The sequence below is a fragment of the Microbacterium californiense genome, from assembly GCF_047246625.1.
Lineage (GTDB): Bacteria > Actinomycetota > Actinomycetes > Actinomycetales > Microbacteriaceae > Microbacterium.
This window is the reverse complement of sequence record NZ_JBFOKQ010000001.1, coordinates 1,981,659-1,998,934: the sequence shown is the minus strand read 5'-3', so window position 1 is coordinate 1,998,934 and position 17,276 is coordinate 1,981,659. Positions and strand designations below refer to the sequence as shown.

Annotated in this window: 20 protein-coding genes; 5 read left to right on the top strand and 15 right to left on the bottom strand. The window is 68.0% G+C overall.

Annotated features, from left to right (window positions below):
- Positions 1 to 103 precede the first annotated feature (103 nt).
- The 3 genes from AB3M82_RS09535 to AB3M82_RS09525 form a co-directional block, all read right to left on the bottom strand.
- Positions 104 to 1,138 (bottom strand): ABC transporter permease, encoded by a 1,035-nt coding sequence (locus tag AB3M82_RS09535; protein WP_412957385.1) that lies wholly within the window; start codon positions 1,136 to 1,138, stop codon positions 104 to 106.
- Positions 1,138 to 2,640, bottom strand: a complete 1,503-nt coding sequence (locus AB3M82_RS09530) for a sugar ABC transporter ATP-binding protein (protein WP_412957382.1) — start codon at positions 2,638 to 2,640, stop codon at positions 1,138 to 1,140. Before AB3M82_RS09530 ends, AB3M82_RS09535 begins: the two co-directional genes overlap by 1 nt.
- Before the next feature lie 180 nt (positions 2,641 to 2,820).
- Positions 2,821 to 3,690: a sugar phosphate isomerase/epimerase family protein gene (locus AB3M82_RS09525; RefSeq protein WP_412957380.1), complete on the bottom strand. Its 870-nt coding sequence runs from the start codon at positions 3,688 to 3,690 to the stop codon at positions 2,821 to 2,823.
- Positions 3,691 to 3,878: 188 nt separating this feature from the next.
- Here AB3M82_RS09525 and AB3M82_RS09520 point away from each other — a divergent pair, with 188 nt between their 5' ends.
- Complete coding sequence (locus AB3M82_RS09520; RefSeq protein WP_412957378.1) at positions 3,879 to 4,880, top strand: LacI family DNA-binding transcriptional regulator; 1,002 nt, start codon at positions 3,879 to 3,881, stop codon at positions 4,878 to 4,880.
- A 121-nt stretch (positions 4,881 to 5,001) separates the two neighbouring features.
- The gene (locus AB3M82_RS09515; RefSeq protein WP_412957375.1) at positions 5,002 to 5,643 is read left to right on the top strand and encodes a hypothetical protein; all 642 of its coding nucleotides are present in this window, start codon (positions 5,002 to 5,004) and stop codon (positions 5,641 to 5,643) included.
- A gap of 53 nt (positions 5,644 to 5,696) precedes the next feature.
- On the opposite strand, the gene AB3M82_RS09510 is transcribed toward AB3M82_RS09515, so the two are convergent.
- The 3 genes from AB3M82_RS09510 to AB3M82_RS09500 form a co-directional block, all read right to left on the bottom strand.
- A complete protein-coding gene (locus tag AB3M82_RS09510) occupies positions 5,697 to 6,116 on the bottom strand; it encodes an RbsD/FucU family protein (RefSeq protein ID WP_412957373.1) in 420 nt (139 codons plus the stop codon).
- Positions 6,117 to 6,183: 67 nt separating this feature from the next.
- Positions 6,184 to 7,164: an aldo/keto reductase gene (locus tag AB3M82_RS09505; protein WP_412957371.1), complete on the bottom strand. Its 981-nt coding sequence runs from the start codon at positions 7,162 to 7,164 to the stop codon at positions 6,184 to 6,186.
- A complete protein-coding gene (locus AB3M82_RS09500) occupies positions 7,151 to 8,446 on the bottom strand; it encodes an L-fuconate dehydratase (protein ID WP_412957369.1) in 1,296 nt (431 codons plus the stop codon). Before AB3M82_RS09500 ends, AB3M82_RS09505 begins: the two co-directional genes overlap by 14 nt.
- A 126-nt stretch (positions 8,447 to 8,572) precedes the next feature.
- Between AB3M82_RS09500 and AB3M82_RS09495 the strand changes: the two genes are divergently transcribed.
- Complete coding sequence (locus AB3M82_RS09495) at positions 8,573 to 9,433, top strand: fumarylacetoacetate hydrolase family protein (RefSeq protein ID WP_412957366.1); 861 nt, start codon at positions 8,573 to 8,575, stop codon at positions 9,431 to 9,433.
- Positions 9,430 to 10,224, top strand: coding sequence for an SDR family NAD(P)-dependent oxidoreductase (locus AB3M82_RS09490; RefSeq protein WP_412957364.1), 795 nt, complete (start codon positions 9,430 to 9,432; stop codon positions 10,222 to 10,224). Before AB3M82_RS09495 ends, AB3M82_RS09490 begins: the two co-directional genes overlap by 4 nt.
- A gap of 143 nt (positions 10,225 to 10,367) precedes the next feature.
- Here AB3M82_RS09490 and AB3M82_RS09485 read toward each other — a convergent pair whose 3' ends face one another.
- The 9 genes from AB3M82_RS09485 to AB3M82_RS09445 form a co-directional block, all read right to left on the bottom strand.
- Complete coding sequence (locus tag AB3M82_RS09485) at positions 10,368 to 10,745, bottom strand: hypothetical protein (RefSeq protein WP_412957362.1); 378 nt, start codon at positions 10,743 to 10,745, stop codon at positions 10,368 to 10,370.
- 488 nt (positions 10,746 to 11,233) lie between these two features.
- Entirely contained in the window at positions 11,234 to 11,431 is a 198-nt protein-coding gene (locus AB3M82_RS09480; protein ID WP_412957360.1) for a hypothetical protein, read from the bottom strand.
- 255 nt (positions 11,432 to 11,686) lie between these two features.
- The gene (locus AB3M82_RS09475) at positions 11,687 to 11,908 is read right to left on the bottom strand and encodes a hypothetical protein (protein WP_412957357.1); all 222 of its coding nucleotides are present in this window, start codon (positions 11,906 to 11,908) and stop codon (positions 11,687 to 11,689) included.
- Between the two features lie 104 nt (positions 11,909 to 12,012).
- Positions 12,013 to 12,375 (bottom strand): hypothetical protein, encoded by a 363-nt coding sequence (locus tag AB3M82_RS09470; RefSeq protein WP_412957354.1) that lies wholly within the window; start codon positions 12,373 to 12,375, stop codon positions 12,013 to 12,015.
- Positions 12,376 to 12,505: 130 nt separating this feature from the next.
- The gene (locus tag AB3M82_RS09465; RefSeq protein WP_412957351.1) at positions 12,506 to 12,934 is read right to left on the bottom strand and encodes a hypothetical protein; all 429 of its coding nucleotides are present in this window, start codon (positions 12,932 to 12,934) and stop codon (positions 12,506 to 12,508) included.
- A gap of 26 nt (positions 12,935 to 12,960) precedes the next feature.
- Positions 12,961 to 14,451, bottom strand: a complete 1,491-nt coding sequence (locus AB3M82_RS09460) for an alpha/beta hydrolase (protein ID WP_412957350.1) — start codon at positions 14,449 to 14,451, stop codon at positions 12,961 to 12,963.
- Positions 14,409 to 14,927, bottom strand: coding sequence for a hypothetical protein (locus tag AB3M82_RS09455; protein WP_412957347.1), 519 nt, complete (start codon positions 14,925 to 14,927; stop codon positions 14,409 to 14,411). Before AB3M82_RS09455 ends, AB3M82_RS09460 begins: the two co-directional genes overlap by 43 nt.
- Entirely contained in the window at positions 14,927 to 15,292 is a 366-nt protein-coding gene (locus tag AB3M82_RS09450; RefSeq protein ID WP_412957345.1) for a DUF6507 family protein, read from the bottom strand. Before AB3M82_RS09450 ends, AB3M82_RS09455 begins: the two co-directional genes overlap by 1 nt.
- A 259-nt stretch (positions 15,293 to 15,551) precedes the next feature.
- The gene (locus tag AB3M82_RS09445; protein ID WP_412957343.1) at positions 15,552 to 16,523 is read right to left on the bottom strand and encodes an amidohydrolase family protein; all 972 of its coding nucleotides are present in this window, start codon (positions 16,521 to 16,523) and stop codon (positions 15,552 to 15,554) included.
- A gap of 48 nt (positions 16,524 to 16,571) precedes the next feature.
- Here AB3M82_RS09445 and AB3M82_RS09440 point away from each other — a divergent pair, with 48 nt between their 5' ends.
- Positions 16,572 to 17,249 carry a FadR/GntR family transcriptional regulator gene (locus AB3M82_RS09440; protein ID WP_412957341.1) on the top strand — a complete coding sequence of 226 codons (678 nt, stop codon included), beginning with the start codon at positions 16,572 to 16,574 and terminating at the stop codon, positions 17,247 to 17,249.
- Positions 17,250 to 17,276 lie beyond the last annotated feature (27 nt).

Below are 17,276 nucleotides of genomic sequence, written 5' to 3'. Positions count from 1 at the left end.
CGGTGAGGGACTTTCTTGGTGCGTGTGCCGGTGCGGATCGCTCCGCGGGTGCATCGGCCGGGTTCGCCGATCGGAGGCGGCGGGCACGGTGCCGCCCCCGGGGTCAGGTGCGTGCGCGGTTGCGCAGCGAGTCGAAGAAGACCGCGATCAGGATCACGATTCCGACGACGATGTTCTGCCACTCGGACTGGATCGACATGATCCGGAGGCCGTTGACCAGGAGGCTCATGATGAGCGCGCCGATCACGGTTCCGAGGATCGAGCCGCGCCCGCCGAGGAGCGAGGTGCCGCCGATGATGACCGCGGCGATCGCCTGCAGCTCGTAGCCGGTGCCGATCTGCGGCTGGGCCGAGTCGAGGCGCGAGGCGATGATGACGCCCGCGATGCCGGTGAAGGCGCCCGCGAACATGTAGACGAAGATCGTCCAGCGACGGGTGTTGACGCCCGAGAGGCGCGTGGCCTCCTCGTTCGAGCCGATCGCGAACGTGTAGCGGCCGAGCAGCGTCTTCGACAGCACGAGGTACGCGACGACGGCGAGCACGATCGTGATGAGCACGGCGTTCGGAAGGCCCGGGATGAGGGTGCCGAGGGCGATCTGCTTGAAGTCGGGAGCGGAGCCCGAGAAGTAGATCGGGGCGACGCCCGAGATGACCAGGGCGAGACCGCCGGCGATCATCATCATCGCGAGGGTGGCGATGAACGGGGGCAGACGCAGGAACGCGATGTTCACGCCGTTCACGAGGCCCATCAGGATGCCGGTGACGATGCCTCCGAGCACACCCACGACGATGGGCAGTCCCATGTTCGTGATGAACACGCCGGTCATGACCGCGCAGAGCGCCATGCCGGTACCGAGCGAGAGGTCGATGCCGCCCGTGATGATCACGAAGGTCGTCCCGAGTGCCAGGATGCCGATGACGGCCGTCGAGAGCAGGACGCCGGAGATGTTGCTCCACGTCAGGAAGTTCGGGCTCGCGAGCGAGAAGAAGATGAAGAGCACGACCAGCGTGCCGAACGCGAGGGACTGCTGGACCTGGCGCTTGAGGAAGCCGCTGACATCGCGCTTCCTCGTGTCTTCGTTCACCGCGGTCTGGATGATCGTCGTCGTCGACGATCCGGGCTGCTGTGGGGTGCTCATCAGTCTTCCTCCCCGTGGGCTGCAAGTTGCATGATCTTCTCCTGGCTGGCTTCCTCGTTGCGCAGCGTCCCGGTGATCCGGCCGTTCGCGAAGACCGCGATGCGGTTCGCGACACGGAGGATCTCGGGGAGCTCCGACGAGATGACGATGATGGACTTGCCCTGTTCAGCGAGCTGCTGCATGAGGCGGTAGATCTCTTCCTTCGCTCCGACGTCGATGCCTCGGGTCGGCTCGTCGAAGATGAGGATGTCGCAGTCGCGCATCAGCCACCGGGCGATGACGACCTTCTGCTGGTTGCCGCCCGAGAGCAGCTTCACGACCTGGTTGACCGAGGGCGTCTTGACCCGCAGCTGCTGAACGTACTCCTTGGTGCGGTTCTTGGCCTTGCCGTCGCCCATCCAGCCGAGGGCGTTGGCGTACGAGCCGAGCGACGCGAGCACCGTGTTGAAGGTCACGTCCTGCTCGAGCATCAGCCCGAGGAGCTTGCGGTCCTCGGAGAGGTATCCGACGCCGTGCTTGACGGCATCCGCGGGCTGGCTGATCTTGGTCGAGCGGCCTCCGATCGTGATCGTGCCGCCGTCGCTGGGGTCCGCGCCGATGATCGCCCGCGCGGTCTCGGTGCGTCCCGCGCCCATGAGGCCGGCGAAGCCGAGGATCTCGCCCTTGTGCAGCTGGAACGAGACGTCCTTGAGCAGGCTCTTGGTCGACAGGTCCTGCACCTCGAGCACGACCGGGTCGTTGAGGTGCTCGCGAGCGGAGGGGCGCGTGCCCTCGTCGATCGGGCGTCCGACCATCATCTCGATGATCTTGGGGATGCTGATCTCAGACTTCTCGAGTGATCCGATGTATGCCCCATCGCGGAGCACGGTCACGCGGTCGGCGAGGCGGCGCAGCTCGTCCATGCGGTGCGAGATGTAGACGATGCCGGTGCCCCGGGCCTTGAGCTGCTCGATGAGCACGAAGAGCGTCTCGACCTCGGAGTCGGTCAGCGCCGAGGTGGGCTCGTCCATGATGAGCACCTTGGCGTTGAACGACAGTGCCTTGGCGATCTCGACCATCTGCTGCTCGGCGACCGTGAGGTCACCGACGCGCTGGCGCGGGTTGAGCTGAATGTCGAGGCGCTGGAGCAGCTCCGCGGTCTGCGCGTTGAGCTTGCGCTCCGACAGGAACGGGCCGATCTTCGGCTCGCGGCCGACGAAGATGTTCTGCGCGACGGTCAGATCGGGCATCAGGTTGAGCTCCTGATGGATGATCGTGATGCCGAGCTCCTGCGCCTGGAGCGGACCGGTGAGCTCGACCTCCTGGCCCTCGAACGAGATCGTGCCCTCGTCCTTGGTGTAGATGCCCGAGAGGATCTTCATCAGCGTCGACTTGCCGGCGCCGTTCTCCCCCACCAGCACGAGCACCTCGCCGGAGCGCACCTCGAGGTGGACGTCCTTGAGGGCCTGGACACCGGGGAATCCCTTGCTGATGCCCTCCACTTTGAGGATGGGATCACTCACGTGCCTCACCTGCTTCCTTGAAGGTCCTGATCACTGCTGTCGACCCGATCGGTCGAAACATCGGATCAATTGTGTCTTTTCGCGGTCGCCCGCGCAAGTTGTATCTAAATGTATCTAAGGACGGCGCGGAGGGGAAGACCTGTAATAACATCTTGGTCACAGCTTCCCCTCCGCACTCCGTCAGTGCAGGCGGATGCTGTCGACCGCAACGAGCTTGTCGCGGATGTAGGCGTTCGCGTGCGCGCCGAGCTCGACGTTGTCGGTCCACAGGTTGCGCCAGATCCCCAGCATCCGGCTCAGGTCGGGCGCGACGACCGCCGAGGAGAACGACTCGAACACGATGGGGCCGTCGTAGCCGATCCGCCCGAGCGCCTTGAAGAACGTATCGAAGTCGACCGAGCCGGTGCCGAGGTAGCCGCGGTGGCTCTCGCCGATGTGCACGTACTCCAGGTGCGGCGCCGCATCCAGGACCGGCGCGAACATGTCCGACTCCTCGATGTTCATGTGGTACGTGTCGAGGTGCACGCCGAGGTTGGGGCGGTCGATCTCGCCGATGTACGCGAGCGCCTGCCGCGCGGTGTTCAGCACGTTCGTCTCGTACCGGTTCACGACCTCCAGTGCCACCGAGACGCCGCGTTCCGCCGCGTGGTCGGCGACCTTCGCGATCGTACGGCGGCTGGACTCGAGACCCTCGGGCGTGACCGGCTCCATGTACTTCTTCATGGCGCTGTAGATCACACCGCAGAAGTGGGTGCCGCCGAGCTCGGCCAGCACGTCGACGGCGCGGAGCAGCAGCGCCTCGCCCGCGGCGACGATCTCGGGGTCCGCGCTCGTGACGTCGGTGGCCTCGGAGAGTCCGAGAGAGGCGCTCACGGCCAGCCCGTGCTCGTCGAGCGCCTCCTTGGCGACCGCGACGTCGAACGCGAACGGGTCCATGAGGGGGAACTCGATCAGGTCGAAGCCGGCCTCCTTGGTCTTCTCCACGGAGAGGCGGATGCCGTCGGCATCGAAGTTCCCCGTCCAGACGAGCCCGTGACAGCCGATGTTCATGTCGCCCCTCGCGAGGCGGGTGTGCGGCACCGTCGCCTCGATCAAATTGGCACGTGCCAACTGATATGTTGGCCACGCTATGCCGACGGTCTACGGCCTGTCAAGACGATTCTTGTAACGTGCCAATGACCTCGGCTACGCTGTTTCCACCTCCCGGCCTCCCGCGCCGGGCACGACACGGAGGATCCATGCCCGCGAGCGTCAAAGACGTCGCCGCCCTGGCCGGAGTCTCGTCGTCGACGGTGTCGAACTACCTGAACCACCCGCACGTGCTGCGCGAAGCCAGCCGGGAACGCGTGCGCGCGGCCATCGAGCAGCTCGGCTACGTGCCCAACGAGTCGGCCCGCCAGCTGCGCGCCGGGTCGAGCAAGACGCTCGCGCTCATCCTGCTCGACGCCTGGCTGCCGTACTTCCACGAGCTGTCCCGCGGCGTCGAAGACGTGGCGCGCGAGGGCGGCTGGTCGCTCTTCTTCAGCAACAGCAACCGCGACGACGCGCAGGAGCGCCGCAACCTCGACATGTTCGAGGCGCACCGCGTGCAGGGCCTCATCATCTACCCGCTCGGCGACGTCGTGCCGCGTCTCGAGCAGCTGGCCGACCGCGGCATCCGCTCGGTCGTCGTCGGCCCGATCCGGGACTCGCACAAGGTCGCCTCCGTCCTCTTCGACGACGTCGGGGGCGGCCGGCTCGCCGGCGAGCACCTCCTGTCGCTCGGGCGCCGTCGGGTGCTGTTCCTGGGCAGCGACACGGTCAGTCAGTCGAACGACCGGCTCGCGGGTCTGCGTCAGGCGGCGGACGGGACGGATGCCGTCGTCGACGTCGTCACCGTCGCCGCCCTGACGACCGAGGAGGGCCTGACCGCCGGGGCAGACATCGTCGCCCTGCCCCCAAACGAGCGCCCGGATGCGATCTTCGCGGCCAACGACATGGTGGCGCTCGGGGTGCTCACGCAGCTGCTGCGGCACGGCATCCGCGTGCCCGACGACATCGCGCTCGTGGGCTTCGACGACGTCGCCCAGGCCCACCAGAGCGTCGTGCCCCTCACCAGCATCCGCCAGCCCGGCTATGAGATCGGCCGCGCCGCGGGCGCCGTCCTGCTGCAGCAGCTCGCCGACCCCGGCGCACCGCCGCCCGCCATGACGCCGTTCGCCGCCGAGCTCGTCGTGCGCGAATCGACCGCCGGACGCTGACCCCGCCTGACCGGATGGGCAGTTCTCCCCCTTCGGCGATGCCGCGCCCCGCGCTATCTTCGAGCGAGTGAACGGGCGACAGAACGCCCGTACCGACACACGCACCACAGGGGGTTGCCGCATGACTGACGTACTCATCGACGACGTGGGGATGGGATTCGGGAAGTACCTGAAGACCCGCCCCGACCTGTTCCGGCCGGAGCGTTCGCCGATCCGCACGGGGATCTGGATCGTCGTGATCCTGATCGGCATCGGCATCGGCATCCTCGCGATCGTCAATCCGGAGGCCTTCATCCGCGGCGGCCGCGAGAGCGTCGGCGTGCGGGGCGGGCTCGGCATGATCGTCGCTCCCATCCTCATCACCGCCCTGGGCGTCATCGGGCTCATCTGGTGGTCGCGTCGTTGGCGCACACCGGGCGGCGGCAAGATGAGCACGGCGGTGTCGAGCCCGTTCTCGCACGTCGACCCCGCCGAGGCCTGGGCGGCCCTTGAGCGCACGACGTCGGCCGACGACCCCGCGCTCATCGACCTGCTCACCCGCATCCACCGCGAGCCGCCGACCGGCGGGGCGTGGTCGTTCGACGTCGTGCACTCCCCCCAGGACCGCATCATGGTCGGGATGGTGACCCGGCTGGTGCCCAAGAAGCCGAACGATCCGCAGAGCGGCGTGCGCAACCAGCTCGAGCGGGAGCCCGTCGTGCGCGTCGGCGACGCGTACATCGACCTCAAGGCCGCGTCCGTCGCCGCCACCAAGCGGGTCTGAGCGCGAGTCGGGCCTACGCCGGGGTGATCCCGACGCAGGCCCGACGCGTGTCCTCAGGCCGAGGCGTGCCCCACGACGCCCTTGCGGAGCAGCGCGTTGCCGTACTTGCGCGTCTCGCCCGTGCGCACCATCAGGTACGCGGACTTGGCGACCTCGTAATAGGCGAAGCGCTCGACGAAGCGCGTCGTCTCGACCGTGGTGCCGGCTGCCGCCATGAGCGCGTGCTGCACGTCGAGCACCTCGCCGTCGGCGGAGGTCATGAGGTCGATCCCGGGAGCGTCGTCCAGGGGCAGCACCGTGCGGATCGCCGCGACGATCTCGGGGGTCGTCGTGCCGGGGAGATCGATCACGCGGTCTCCCAGCGCCCAGGCTGGGAAGTGCGCATCGGCGACGACGACCGCGTCGGAGTGCCCCATCCGGTCGAGGTGCAGCAGGAGCTCGCCGGTGAGCAGGGGGTGGATGCCTTCGAGCACGGATGCTCCCTTCGATCGGTTCGGCGTGGTGCGGGGCCGCGTGACTCGGGTCCACACGGCCCCGGGTTCACGCGGCGGGGATGAGCCCCTCCGCCGCCAGGTTCTCCCAGAGGGCCGCAGGGATGCCGAGCGCGGCGTACTCCGCATTCTGCCGCAGCTGCGCGGGACGACTGCCGCCCACGACCACCGACCGCACCTCCGCCGCCTGCAGCGGGAACTGGATCGCGGCGGCGGGCAGGGGCACATCGTGGTCGGCGCACACCGCGGCGATGCGCACGAGGCGGTCCCACAGCTCGTCGGGGAGCTGGCCGTACTCGTAGCGGCCGTCGCGCCGCGGCTCGCTCGCGGCGAGCAGACCGGAGTTGAAGACGGATGCCGCGACGATCCCGGTGCCGTGCTCGCGGCACGCCGGGAGGACCTCGGCCGCGGCGGGCTGCTCGAGCAGCGTGTACCGCCCGGCGACCATCACGAGATCGAGGTCGGCCGACCGCACGGCCGCGGCGAGAGCATCCGACACCATCGAGCCGATGCCGATCGCGGTCACCTCGCCGTCAGCGCGCAGCTGCTCCATCGCCGGCAGCGCCTCGGCGAGCGCGAGGTCGAGGTCGTGCCGCTCCGGGTCGTGCAGGTACAGCAGGTCGATGCGCTCGATGCCGAGCCGCTCGCGCGACTCGTCGAGGCTGGTGCGGATGCCGTCGGCCGAGAAGTCCCACTCGCGTCGCAGGTCGTCGGGCACGTGGAAGTCGTTCGCGGTGTCGAGACCGCCGGCGTGCTCGGGGTTCGGGCGGAGCAGTCGCCCGGCCTTGGTCGAGAGCACGAACTCGTCGCGCGGCTTCGTCTGCAGGAAGGCGCCGAGGCGGCGCTCCGACAGGCCGAGGCCGTAGTGCGGGGCGGTGTCGTAGTAGCGGATGCCGCTCTCCCACGCGGCATCCAGCACGGCCCAGGCGTCGTCGTCGCTCAGCTCGCGGAACAGGTTGCCGACGTTCGCGGCTCCGTATCCGAGGGAGGGGATGCCGGGGAGCGCGTGCGTGGGCTCAGGCGACGACATGCTCGCCCGTCCACGTGTAGGTGCGGATGCTGTCGGCCTTCATCTCCATGCCGGAGCCCGGCGCGGTCGGGGCCATGTACGACCCGCCCTGGATGTCGGTCGGCACGATGAAGTGCTCGTGCAGGTGGTCGACGAACTCGATCATGCGGCCCTCGCGGGTGCCGGTGACGGCGACGAAGTCGAACATCGACAGGTGCTGCACGGCCTCGCACAGGCCGACGCCGCCCGCGTGCGGGCAGACCGGCACGCCGAACTTCGCGGCGAGCAGCAGGTTCGCGATGTTCTCGTTGACCCCGGCGACGCGCACAGCATCGATCTGCATCACGGAGATCGCGTCGGCCTGCAGCAGCTGCTTGAAGATCATGCGGTTCTGCGCGTGCTCGCCGGTGGCCACGCGGATGGGGGCGACGCCCCGGGCGATCTCGGCATGGCCGAGGATGTCATCGGGGCTGGTGGGCTCCTCGATCCAGGCGGGGTCGAACTCGGCGAGCGCGTTCACCCACTCGATCGCCTCGGAGACCTCCCAGCGCTGGTTCGCGTCGATCGCGATGGGGAAGTCCGGGCCGCACACCTCGCGCGCCTTGCGGAAGCGGCGGATGTCGTCGTCGAGGTCGGCACCCACCTTGAGCTTGATCTGCGTGAAGCCGTCGGCCATGGCCTCCCGGGCGAGCCGCTCCAGCTTCTCGTCGGAGTAGCCGAGCCAGCCGGGGCTGGTGGTGTATCCGGGGTACCCGGTCGCGAGCAGTTCGCGCTCGCGCTCGAGGCGTCCGGGCTCGGCCGCGCGGAGGATCTCGAGCGCCTCCTCGCGCGTGAGGGCGTTCGTGAGGTAGCGGAAGTCGACGAGGTCGACCAGCTCTTCCGGAGTCATGCGGGCGAGCAGCTGCCACAGCGGCAGGCCCGCGCGCTTCGCCTTGATGTCCCACAGCGCGTTGACGACCGCGCCGATCGCCATGTGCATGACGCCCTTCTCGGGGCCGAGCCAGCGCAGCTGGGAGTCGCCGATGATCTCGCGGAACGTGCCGCCCATGTCGTCGAGCAGCGGTTCGATCTCGCGGCCGACGAGGTGCCCGGCGAGGGCGTCGATCGCCGCGACCTGCACGTCGTTCCCACGGCCGATCGTGAACACGAAGGCGTGCCCCTCGATCTCGTCCTCGGCATCCGTCCGCACGATGACGTAGGCCGCCGAGTAGTCGGGGTCGGGGTTCATCGCGTCCGAGCCGTCGAGGCTCAACGAGGTGGGGAATCGGATGTCGGTGGTGTCGAGGGCGACGATACGGCTCACGGTTCGGTTCCTTCCGGGGCACGGGCGAAGAACCCGTACAGATCTCTTGGAGTGTAAACATCCGATGTCTATACTGTCAACGACAGCGGTCGCCTCGCAGCGGCCATTCGACGGATCAGGAGAATCATGAAGTTCGCGCGGCTCGGCACCCCAGGGGCAGAGATCCCCGTCCTCGTGGAAGGCGACCGTCACCTCGACCTCCGCCCCCTGACATCCGATGTGGATGGTGACTTCCTCTCCAGCGATTTCGTCGCGCGGGTCGCTGCCGCGCGGGATGCCGGTGAGCTGCCCGAACTCGAGGGTGCGGAGTCGCTGCGCATCGGCGCCCCCGTCGCGCGACCCAGCGCCGTCATCTGCATCGGCATGAACTACGCGGCGCACGCGGCGGAGTCCGGCTCCGAGCCGCCGACGATCCCGATCCTCTTCCTCAAGACCCCGAACACGGTCGTGGGTCCGAACGACACGGTCACCATCCCCCGCGGCAGCGTCAAGACCGACTGGGAGGTCGAGCTCGGCATCGTGATCGGCACTCGCGCCGCCTACCTCGACTCCCCCGAGGAGTCGATGGCGCACGTCGCCGGCTTCGTGCTCGCGAACGACGTCTCGGAACGCGACTTCCAGATGGCCGTCTCGGGCGGGCAGTGGTCGAAGGGCAAGATCGCCTTCGGCTTCAACCCGACCGGGCCGTGGCTCGTCACCCCTGACGAGGTCGACCACCACGCCCTGGGCCTGCGGAGCTTCGTCAACGGCGAGCCGCGTCAGGACTCGAACACGAGCGACATGATCTTCTCGGTCGAGCACATCGTGCACCACCTCTCGCAGTACGTGACGCTCGAGCCGGGCGACCTCATCCTCACCGGCACCCCGCAGGGCGTCGCGCTCTCGGGCAAGTACCCCTACATCGCCCCCGGCGACGTCGTCGAGGTCGAGATCGACGGACTCGGACGCCAGCGACAGGAGTTCGTGGCATGGGAGGCCCAGAAGTGACCGACAACGCAACCCCGGTTCCTGAGCGAGCGCAGCGAGACGAGGGGCCCCTCCACGGGCTCGTCGCGATCGTCACCGGTGGCGCCTCGGGCATCGGCGCGGCGATCGCCGACCGGCTGCACACGGACGGCGCGCAGATCGCGGTGCTCGACCGCGACACGTCAGGGGCGGATGCCCGCTTCGCGGCGTTCACGGCGGATGTCTCCGACCGGGCGAGCGTCGACGCGGCGGTCGCGGCGGTGGGCGAGCGCTTCGGCCGCATCGACATCGTCATCAACAACGCCGGTATCGGCGCCCAGGGCGACATCAGCGCGAACGACGACGACGAGTGGGCTCGTGTCCTCTCGATCAATGTCACCGGCATCGCCCGCGTGAGCTCGGCGGCACTCCCTTGGCTGCGGAAGTCGCCGTCGGCGGCGATCTGCAACACGGCATCCATCGCCTCGACCACCGGTCTCCCGCAGCGCGCCCTGTACAGCGCGTCGAAGGGCGCTGTCTCGGCGCTGACCCGGGCGATGGCCGCGGATCACCTGCGTGAAGGCATCCGCGTCAACGCCGTCAACCCGGGCACCGCCGACACCCCGTGGGTCGGGCGACTGCTCGACTCGGCATCCGACCCCGCCGCCGAGCGCGCCGCGCTGGCTGCCCGCCAGCCTCACGGCCGCCTCGTGAGCCCCGCCGAGGTGGCGGGCGCGGTGGCCTACCTCGTGTCGCCCGCCTCCGGTTCGACCACCGGGACGTTCATCGAGGTCGACGGCGGGATGGCGCAGCTGCGGCTGCGCGCCGAGTAGGCGCGCGCTCGCGGCGCACCCGGCGCTTCCGGCACTCGAAACGAAGGAGATCTCGCGTTTCGAAGGAGCATCCGAGTCATCGGCTCCTTCAGATCGCGAGATCTCCTTCGTTCGGGGGGGGCGGTTCCGGACTTGCGCCGCACTCAGCCGTCCTCATCCGGCCACTCCTCGAGGGGGAAGCAATCGCTGCCGACATGTAAATACAGCGGCCCGCCCTCGATCGGATACGCGAAATCCAATCCGAATCCATCACCAGTCTGGGACGCAACGGTCGGCGTCGTGGAGTCAGGACCGAGGATGCGAGTCGAGAATCCCACGTCCTCCAGGGCTTCCCGAACCGCCGTGTACGCCGCATCCCTATCAACCGTCGCCGTGCCCTCCCACGACGCTGCCAACTGCTCCAGCCCGGGCGAACAGCCGATCGGCCCACCCTCGGTCACCGGCACCCAATCCGCACCCGTCGCCGACTGCACCGCCTCCACCGCCACCTCCAGCTGCTCCCGCGCCTTGTGCGAGTCCATCGCTGCCCCCTCGTCGTGACCGCACCCGGAAATTCCGAGCACTAGAGCCAGAGCCGCGATTGCCGCCGGCCACCACACAGCGCGTACGAGGAGCGGAACGCGCTTCATTCCTTCGGTCGAACTCACCGCATCACTTCCCACCGTCATTCTTCTTAGAGGAGGCAACCGCTGTTGGCTCTGAATCCTCACCCGTCGAAGGTCCCGCCCTTGTCGGCCAGGCGCCTGTGAATGCGACAGCCGGAGGCCTTCCCGCTGCTTGCGGACGCTCAGTTCGGTTCCTCGCGGAAGCAGTCGCTGTTGACGCTGAACCTGATCGGACCGCCCTCGACCGGGATGGAGAACGCCAATCCGAATCCGTCACCGGTTCGAGCGAGAACTGCTGGGCTCTGCGAACGCGGGGCATGGATCTGCGTCGTGAATCCCGCCTCATCCAGCAAGTCCTGCACAAGTCGATACGAGGCGTCACGATCCGCAGTCGCCGTCGCGTCTCATGCCGTATGCCACTGACCATGCGTAGCGGAGCAACCAATCACTCCTGGTTCGACGTCGACCTCCCAGTTCTTCCCGGTAGTGGTCTGCACGGCCTCCACGACTTCATCTAGCTGCTCGCGCGCTTCGTCGGCGCGCAGGCCGTCGGTTGCCTGAGGGCGACACCCCGCGAAGCCGAGCAATGCAACGATCGCCATGACGATCATCATCGAGCGGACAAGCGGCCTGGAGGTCACGGATCGACTCACTCGACCTCATCCGCTCCGCTATGAGGCGCTACCCCCGGACTCGCGCTCCGTTCAGCCCTCATCCGGCCACTCCTCAAGGGGGAAGCAATCGCTGGCGACATGCAGATACAACGGCCCGCCCTCGATCGGATACGCGAATGTGAGGCCGAATCCGTCTCCGGTCCGTGCCCCCACGTACGGAGTGCTCGAATGCTCTGCAAGCATCTACGTCGAGAATCCCACCTCTTCCAAGGCTTCACGCACCGCCGTGTACACCACGTCCCGATCGACCGTCGCCGTACCCTCCCACGACGCTGCCAACTGCTCGAGACTCGGCGAACAATCCATCGGCCCGCCCTCGGTCACCGGCTCCCAATCCGTGCCGGTCGCCGAATGCACCGCCTCCAGCGCAACCTCCAGCTGCTCGCGCGCCTTGTTCGAGTCCATCCCGTTTCCGCGCTCGGCGCTGCATCCCGTCATCACGAGAGAGAACCCGAGGACCAGCAGCCCGAGCACACGACGCCGCCGCCCTTGACATCGCATCTCCGTCGTCACCTCTCCCCCTCGGGAAAGCATTCACTGCCCACGTTCAAACCGATCGGACCACCCTCCACCGGCTGCGAGAACGCCAAATCAAACCCGTCGCCCGTGTGCGCAAGAAGCACAGGGCTAGTGGTCTTTGGACCATTGACCGAAGTGACGAAGCCTTCTGCACGCAGAGCGGCTTCCACGTCTCGGAAAGCCACATCACGACTTGCGGTCGGCGTCCCCTCCCACGTCGTCGCCCATCGACCATGAGTCTTGGAACACCCGAGCACACCGGGATCAACGACCGTTTCCCAGTCTTCGCCCGTCGCCGACCGGACTGCCTCCACCGCCTTCTCCAGCTGCTCGCGCGCCTCGTCGGTATTCACCCCCTCCCCTCTCCACAACCCGCAACTGGTGAGAGCGAGAGCCGCACCCACGAGCGCGGCCCCAAGAAGCCCGGTCTTCTTACCTGATCTCATCCCACCCTCTCAGCGCACCCGCTGCGTCCTCGCACCGTCATTCCTCTTCACGGAAGCAATCACTGCTCGCGTTGAACCCCACCGGTCCACCCTCGACGGGCTGAGAGAAATCCACACCGAATCCGCCAGTTGTCTGGGCGGACAGCACCGGTGTCGTCGTGTCCTCACCGTTCACGTACGTCGTGAATCCGGCCCGCTCAAGCGCTTCGCGAACAGACTCGTACGCGGCATCCCGATCCGCTGTCGGCGCTCCGCTCCAGCTCGTGGTCCACTGGCCGTGGGTCCGGGAGCATCCGAGGATGCCCGCTTCGACGGTGACAACCCACTCCTCTCCGGTCGCACCTTGAACCGCTTCCACCGCCGTCATCAACTGTTCACGCGCCTCTTCGCTGTTCAGCTCGTTTTCCTCCGCGATCCCGCAACTCGCCGATCCGAGCAGGGCACCAAGCACCACTGCCGCACCCACAGCCCGACGGATTCTCCCGGTCGGATTCACCTGACCTCATTCCCTCGTCCGGCCGTGATTCGCGCACCGTCCTTTATCGAGTCCGAACCTCGACTCCAGTACCCGTCGGAACCCTTGGTCCTATCTGCCGAGTGACCCAGGACGCCGTCCGACTCGAACACATTCGGCTCGCGGCCGGCCCAGAACGAAGCGTCGTTCGGGTCCACGTTGTCCTCACCCCTGACGTCTGACCATTGCTCCCCTACCTCCGCCAACCCGGCCTGTCCTTCGTCCCCTGTGCTCGACATATCGTCGACATATCCGGGAACCCCGGACACGTCGTCAAGAGGAATTTCCAATTGGTCACCGACCGATTTCGTGGAGTACACCTCATCGGGCGGCACTCCGACGAGATCGTCCACCGTCCGCACCGACTCCGCGATGCCGGGTGACCCGTACATGACCAGATGATCGACCTCGGCACCGCCGAACTGGCTGGACCCCAGCGCGTACGTCGCGAGTCGAGTCGTATAGGAATGCGCATGCACCGTCGTCTCCGCTGCCGGATTCGCGACGTCCACGCCGTTCAAGAAGCGCACCAGCAACGGCGCCCCCTTCTTGGCGAGGTGCTCCTCCGCGAAGAACTCCTGCGAGAGGGGGTCCGCTCCTGGCGATTCGAAGCCCATCCAGACCACCGTCGCCGTCGCCTCCGCATTGCCGATGCGAACATGCGCGTCCTGCATGTTGACCGCATTGCCGACGAGACCATCCATCGACACGGCGACACTGCTATCCATCCCGGGGATCATCACGCCCACGTGCCGAGCAGTATCGAGGTCACCCACCGAGATCGCGGCGCGCATGTCGCGCTCACCGCCGTCGTCCGGTAGCTCGAGCGCGACGAGCTGCACGACCGTCCCGTCAGGCGAGCTCTCTTGGGCTCGCTCCAAACCCTTCTGGGTCTGCTCCGCGGCCGTGCGCTGTTCCTCCGTGCTGGTCGAATCTGCGAGCACACGCCGCAGTGTCTCGCGGTTGAATTCGTCGCGCGCCGTCGCGGGTGCTCCGTTCAGGGTGCCGATCGCGAAGGGCGCCACGGCGAAGAGCTGCGCCAGAGGGCCGGTCCCCCAGGCCTCCTCCTCACCGTCGACCACCGCCCGCGTGGACTCTGCCGCCATCCCCGCATACATCTTCGTCGCCGTCTGAGGATCGATCAGTCCGATCATGGTGGCGAACTCCGGGTGCGCATCGACCCAGTCCTGCGCGGCACTTCGATCGATCACACTCAGCCTGTTGACACGCGAGGCTATTGCTTCGGACAGTTCTTGCTCGAGGTCTCCCGCGAGAAAGGTGCTGGTTCGCGGACCGCCCGGATACGCCTGTTCCGCGAACCCCCAGAACGTCTGACCGACACGAACCTCGGTGCCCCAGGCGCCGCGGACCACATCGCCGCCGCTGATGCGGTTCAGGCTCATCGCGATCACATCCTCGGCTTCCTCTACGTCGCGGCGGAAAGCTGCGAGATCCGCAGCCAGCAGCACTTCGGCGTCAGTCGCGAGTTCCTGAGCCTGGTCCGCCTCTGCTTTCCTCTGTGAGCCGCCGTCGACGAGACCGACTCGGGATCCCTCTCGTAAGCGGCCCAGTAGGACGCCTGCGCCCGGTGAACGGCGTCAGCCGCATCGAGAACCTGTCGATCGACCTCCACGACCCGCGCGATCAGTTCCGTGCGGCGCCTCTCCAGCTCCGGAAGGGAGTTCATGGATGCTTCTGAGAGGGTCGTCCGCGCGGCAGCCAACGCTTCACCCCACTCGCCCGCTGCCCGAATCGACGCGTCCAGCATGTACTGAGCGCCCTCGGCGCCGTAGACCTGGAACACCTCCGGCACCCTCAGCCAATGCTGTTCCGCCGTGGACATCGCCGAACTCAGCGTGGACTGCGCACTGGAGAGCATCGTTTCGAGCGCATCGACGGTCTCCGCCGTGACGACCTGCGCAACGGATTCCTCGGAGAACGTCATCAGTAGCTCCATCCCGAGGGGTCGTACGCCGCGGACGACGGAATGCCCCATCCCTCGGCGGTGCGCTGCGCAGATTCCACGTCGGCCGTCATCTCGGCGTCTCCCGCGGTGACCGCTGCGGTGGCTTCGTTCAGCGCTCCTGCGGCTGACGCCACCGCATGCATGATCTTGCCCGGCACCAGCGACCGCTCCTGCAGGAAGGAATCCCAGGCTGCGGACAACGCCTTGCGCCCGTCGACCGATAAGCCCGAACCAGATTCCGCGGCGGTGGTCACCGCCTGGTGCGCTGTCTCGAAGTCGGGGCCGACCATATCGATCCCTGTGACGAGCCTGCGCACACCTTCGACGTCCACACTCCAGTTCACGGCCCCTCCTCCGGGTCACCACACGGCCCGGGGAGTATGGCATCCGCGGCAACACCGCCGCTCGCCGCTGATGTCCGCCTGTGGATAACTCCGGAAGGCGCCAGCGCCAGCATCCGCTCCCGTCGCACGAACGGCTGCTCTCAGCCTTCAGAACAGCCGTTCACGCGACGGGAACCGCCAACCGCCGTCGTTCGCGCGACCGGAACCGCCCACCCGCCATCAGAACAGCCGTCCGCACGACCGCGCCCGCGACCCCGCCTCAGCCCCGGAACAGCCTCCGGAACACCCCGCGTCGCCGCGGCGCCTCCTCCGAAGCCACCACTCGCGGCTCGTCGAGTCGATAGAAGGCGCGGGCGTTGCCCCACATGATCGCGTCGACGTCGTGGCCGCGGTCGGCGGCCCAGGTGGCGACGGCATCCGCCCATCGGGTCCGCGCCGTCGGCTGGTAGGTGTCCGACCCGTCGGCGGGGGCGTGCGGGTCGCCCTCCTCGGCCGGGCCGATCACCGACACCGGCCAGTCGCTCCCCCACATCAGCCGCTCCTCGCCGAAGGCATCCGCCGCGGCGTCCAGGAACGGCACGAGCTGCTCCGCGCTCCAGCGACCGCGCGCCTCGCCGGGCAGTCCCGAGAGCTTGCCGTAGGTGTTCGGATGCCGGGCGAACTCGCCGAGATCGCGCAGCCATTCGGCGGACGGCGTGAGCGGCGCATCCGCCGTCCCCACCTCGGGCTTGGCGAGGTGGTCGAGCACGATCTGCAGCTCGGGGATCGCGCCGGCCAGGCGGGCGACGTCGGTGAGCTGCGACGCCCGGACGCACGCGTCGAACGCCCAGCCTCGTTGCGCCACCTCGCGCGCGCCCATCACGAACGCCGTCGACACGGCCGTGCCGTCGGGCTCGCCCTGGAGGTTGTGGCGCACGCCGACGACGAGCGGGTGCGCGGCGAGCTCTTCCAGGTGGGTCGTCGTGTCGACGCCGCGGTCGAGGCGCGCGCCGGCGACGATCCCGACCACCCCGAGACGATCGGCCATGCCCTCGACCCACTGCACCTCACCGAGGAAGTCGTCGTCCACGGTCTCGGCCTGCACGAACACGCACTCCTCGACGGATGCGTCCGGGATGCGGGCGTGCTCCAGCTCGGTGTCGGCGAAACGGTACGCCAGCGGCCCCTCCAGCCAGGTGTAGGTCAGGACCGCGTCGTCCCACAGGTGCAGATGAGAATCGAGGACTCGCATGACCCCCATCCTGCCTCAGACATCGGATCACTGGCTAGGATGACGGCCATGGCTGTGACCGATGAGGCGATCGAGAAGATCAAGGCGATGATCGTGTCGGGGGAGCTGTCTCCCGGCGACCGGCTGCCTCCCGAGAAGGAGCTGTCCGAGCGGCTCGGCCTCTCGCGCAACTCGATGCGCGAAGCCGTCAAGGCGCTCGAGGTGATCCGCGTGCTCGATGTGCGCCGCGGCGACGGCACCTACGTCACGAGCCTGGAGCCGCACCTGCTTCTCGAGGCGATCTCCTTCGTCGTCGACATGCACGACGACGACTCGATGCTCGAGATCTTCGCGGTGCGGCGGATGCTGGAGTCGCAGGCGACCGGCCTGGCGGCGACCCTCGGGGCGGATGCCGAGATCGCGGCACTCGTGGAGGAGGTCGAGCGGGTGGACGCCTCGGTCACGATCGAGGAGCTCGTCGACCACGACATCCGGTTCCACCGCGAGATCGTCGGCATGGCCGGCAACGCCTACCTCGCCAGCCTGATCGAGCACCTGAGCAGCCAGACGGTGCGCGCCCGCGTGTGGCGCGGTCTCACCGAGGCGAACGCGGTCGAGCGCACGCTGTCGGAGCACCGGGCGATCGCCGACGCCATCGCCCAGCACGATCCCGCCCTGGCGACCTCGCTCGCGACGGCGCACATCGCGGGCGTGGAGCGCTGGCTCCGCCAGGCGGCCTCGGCCTGACGGCATCCTCTCCCCCGCTCGCGCTCT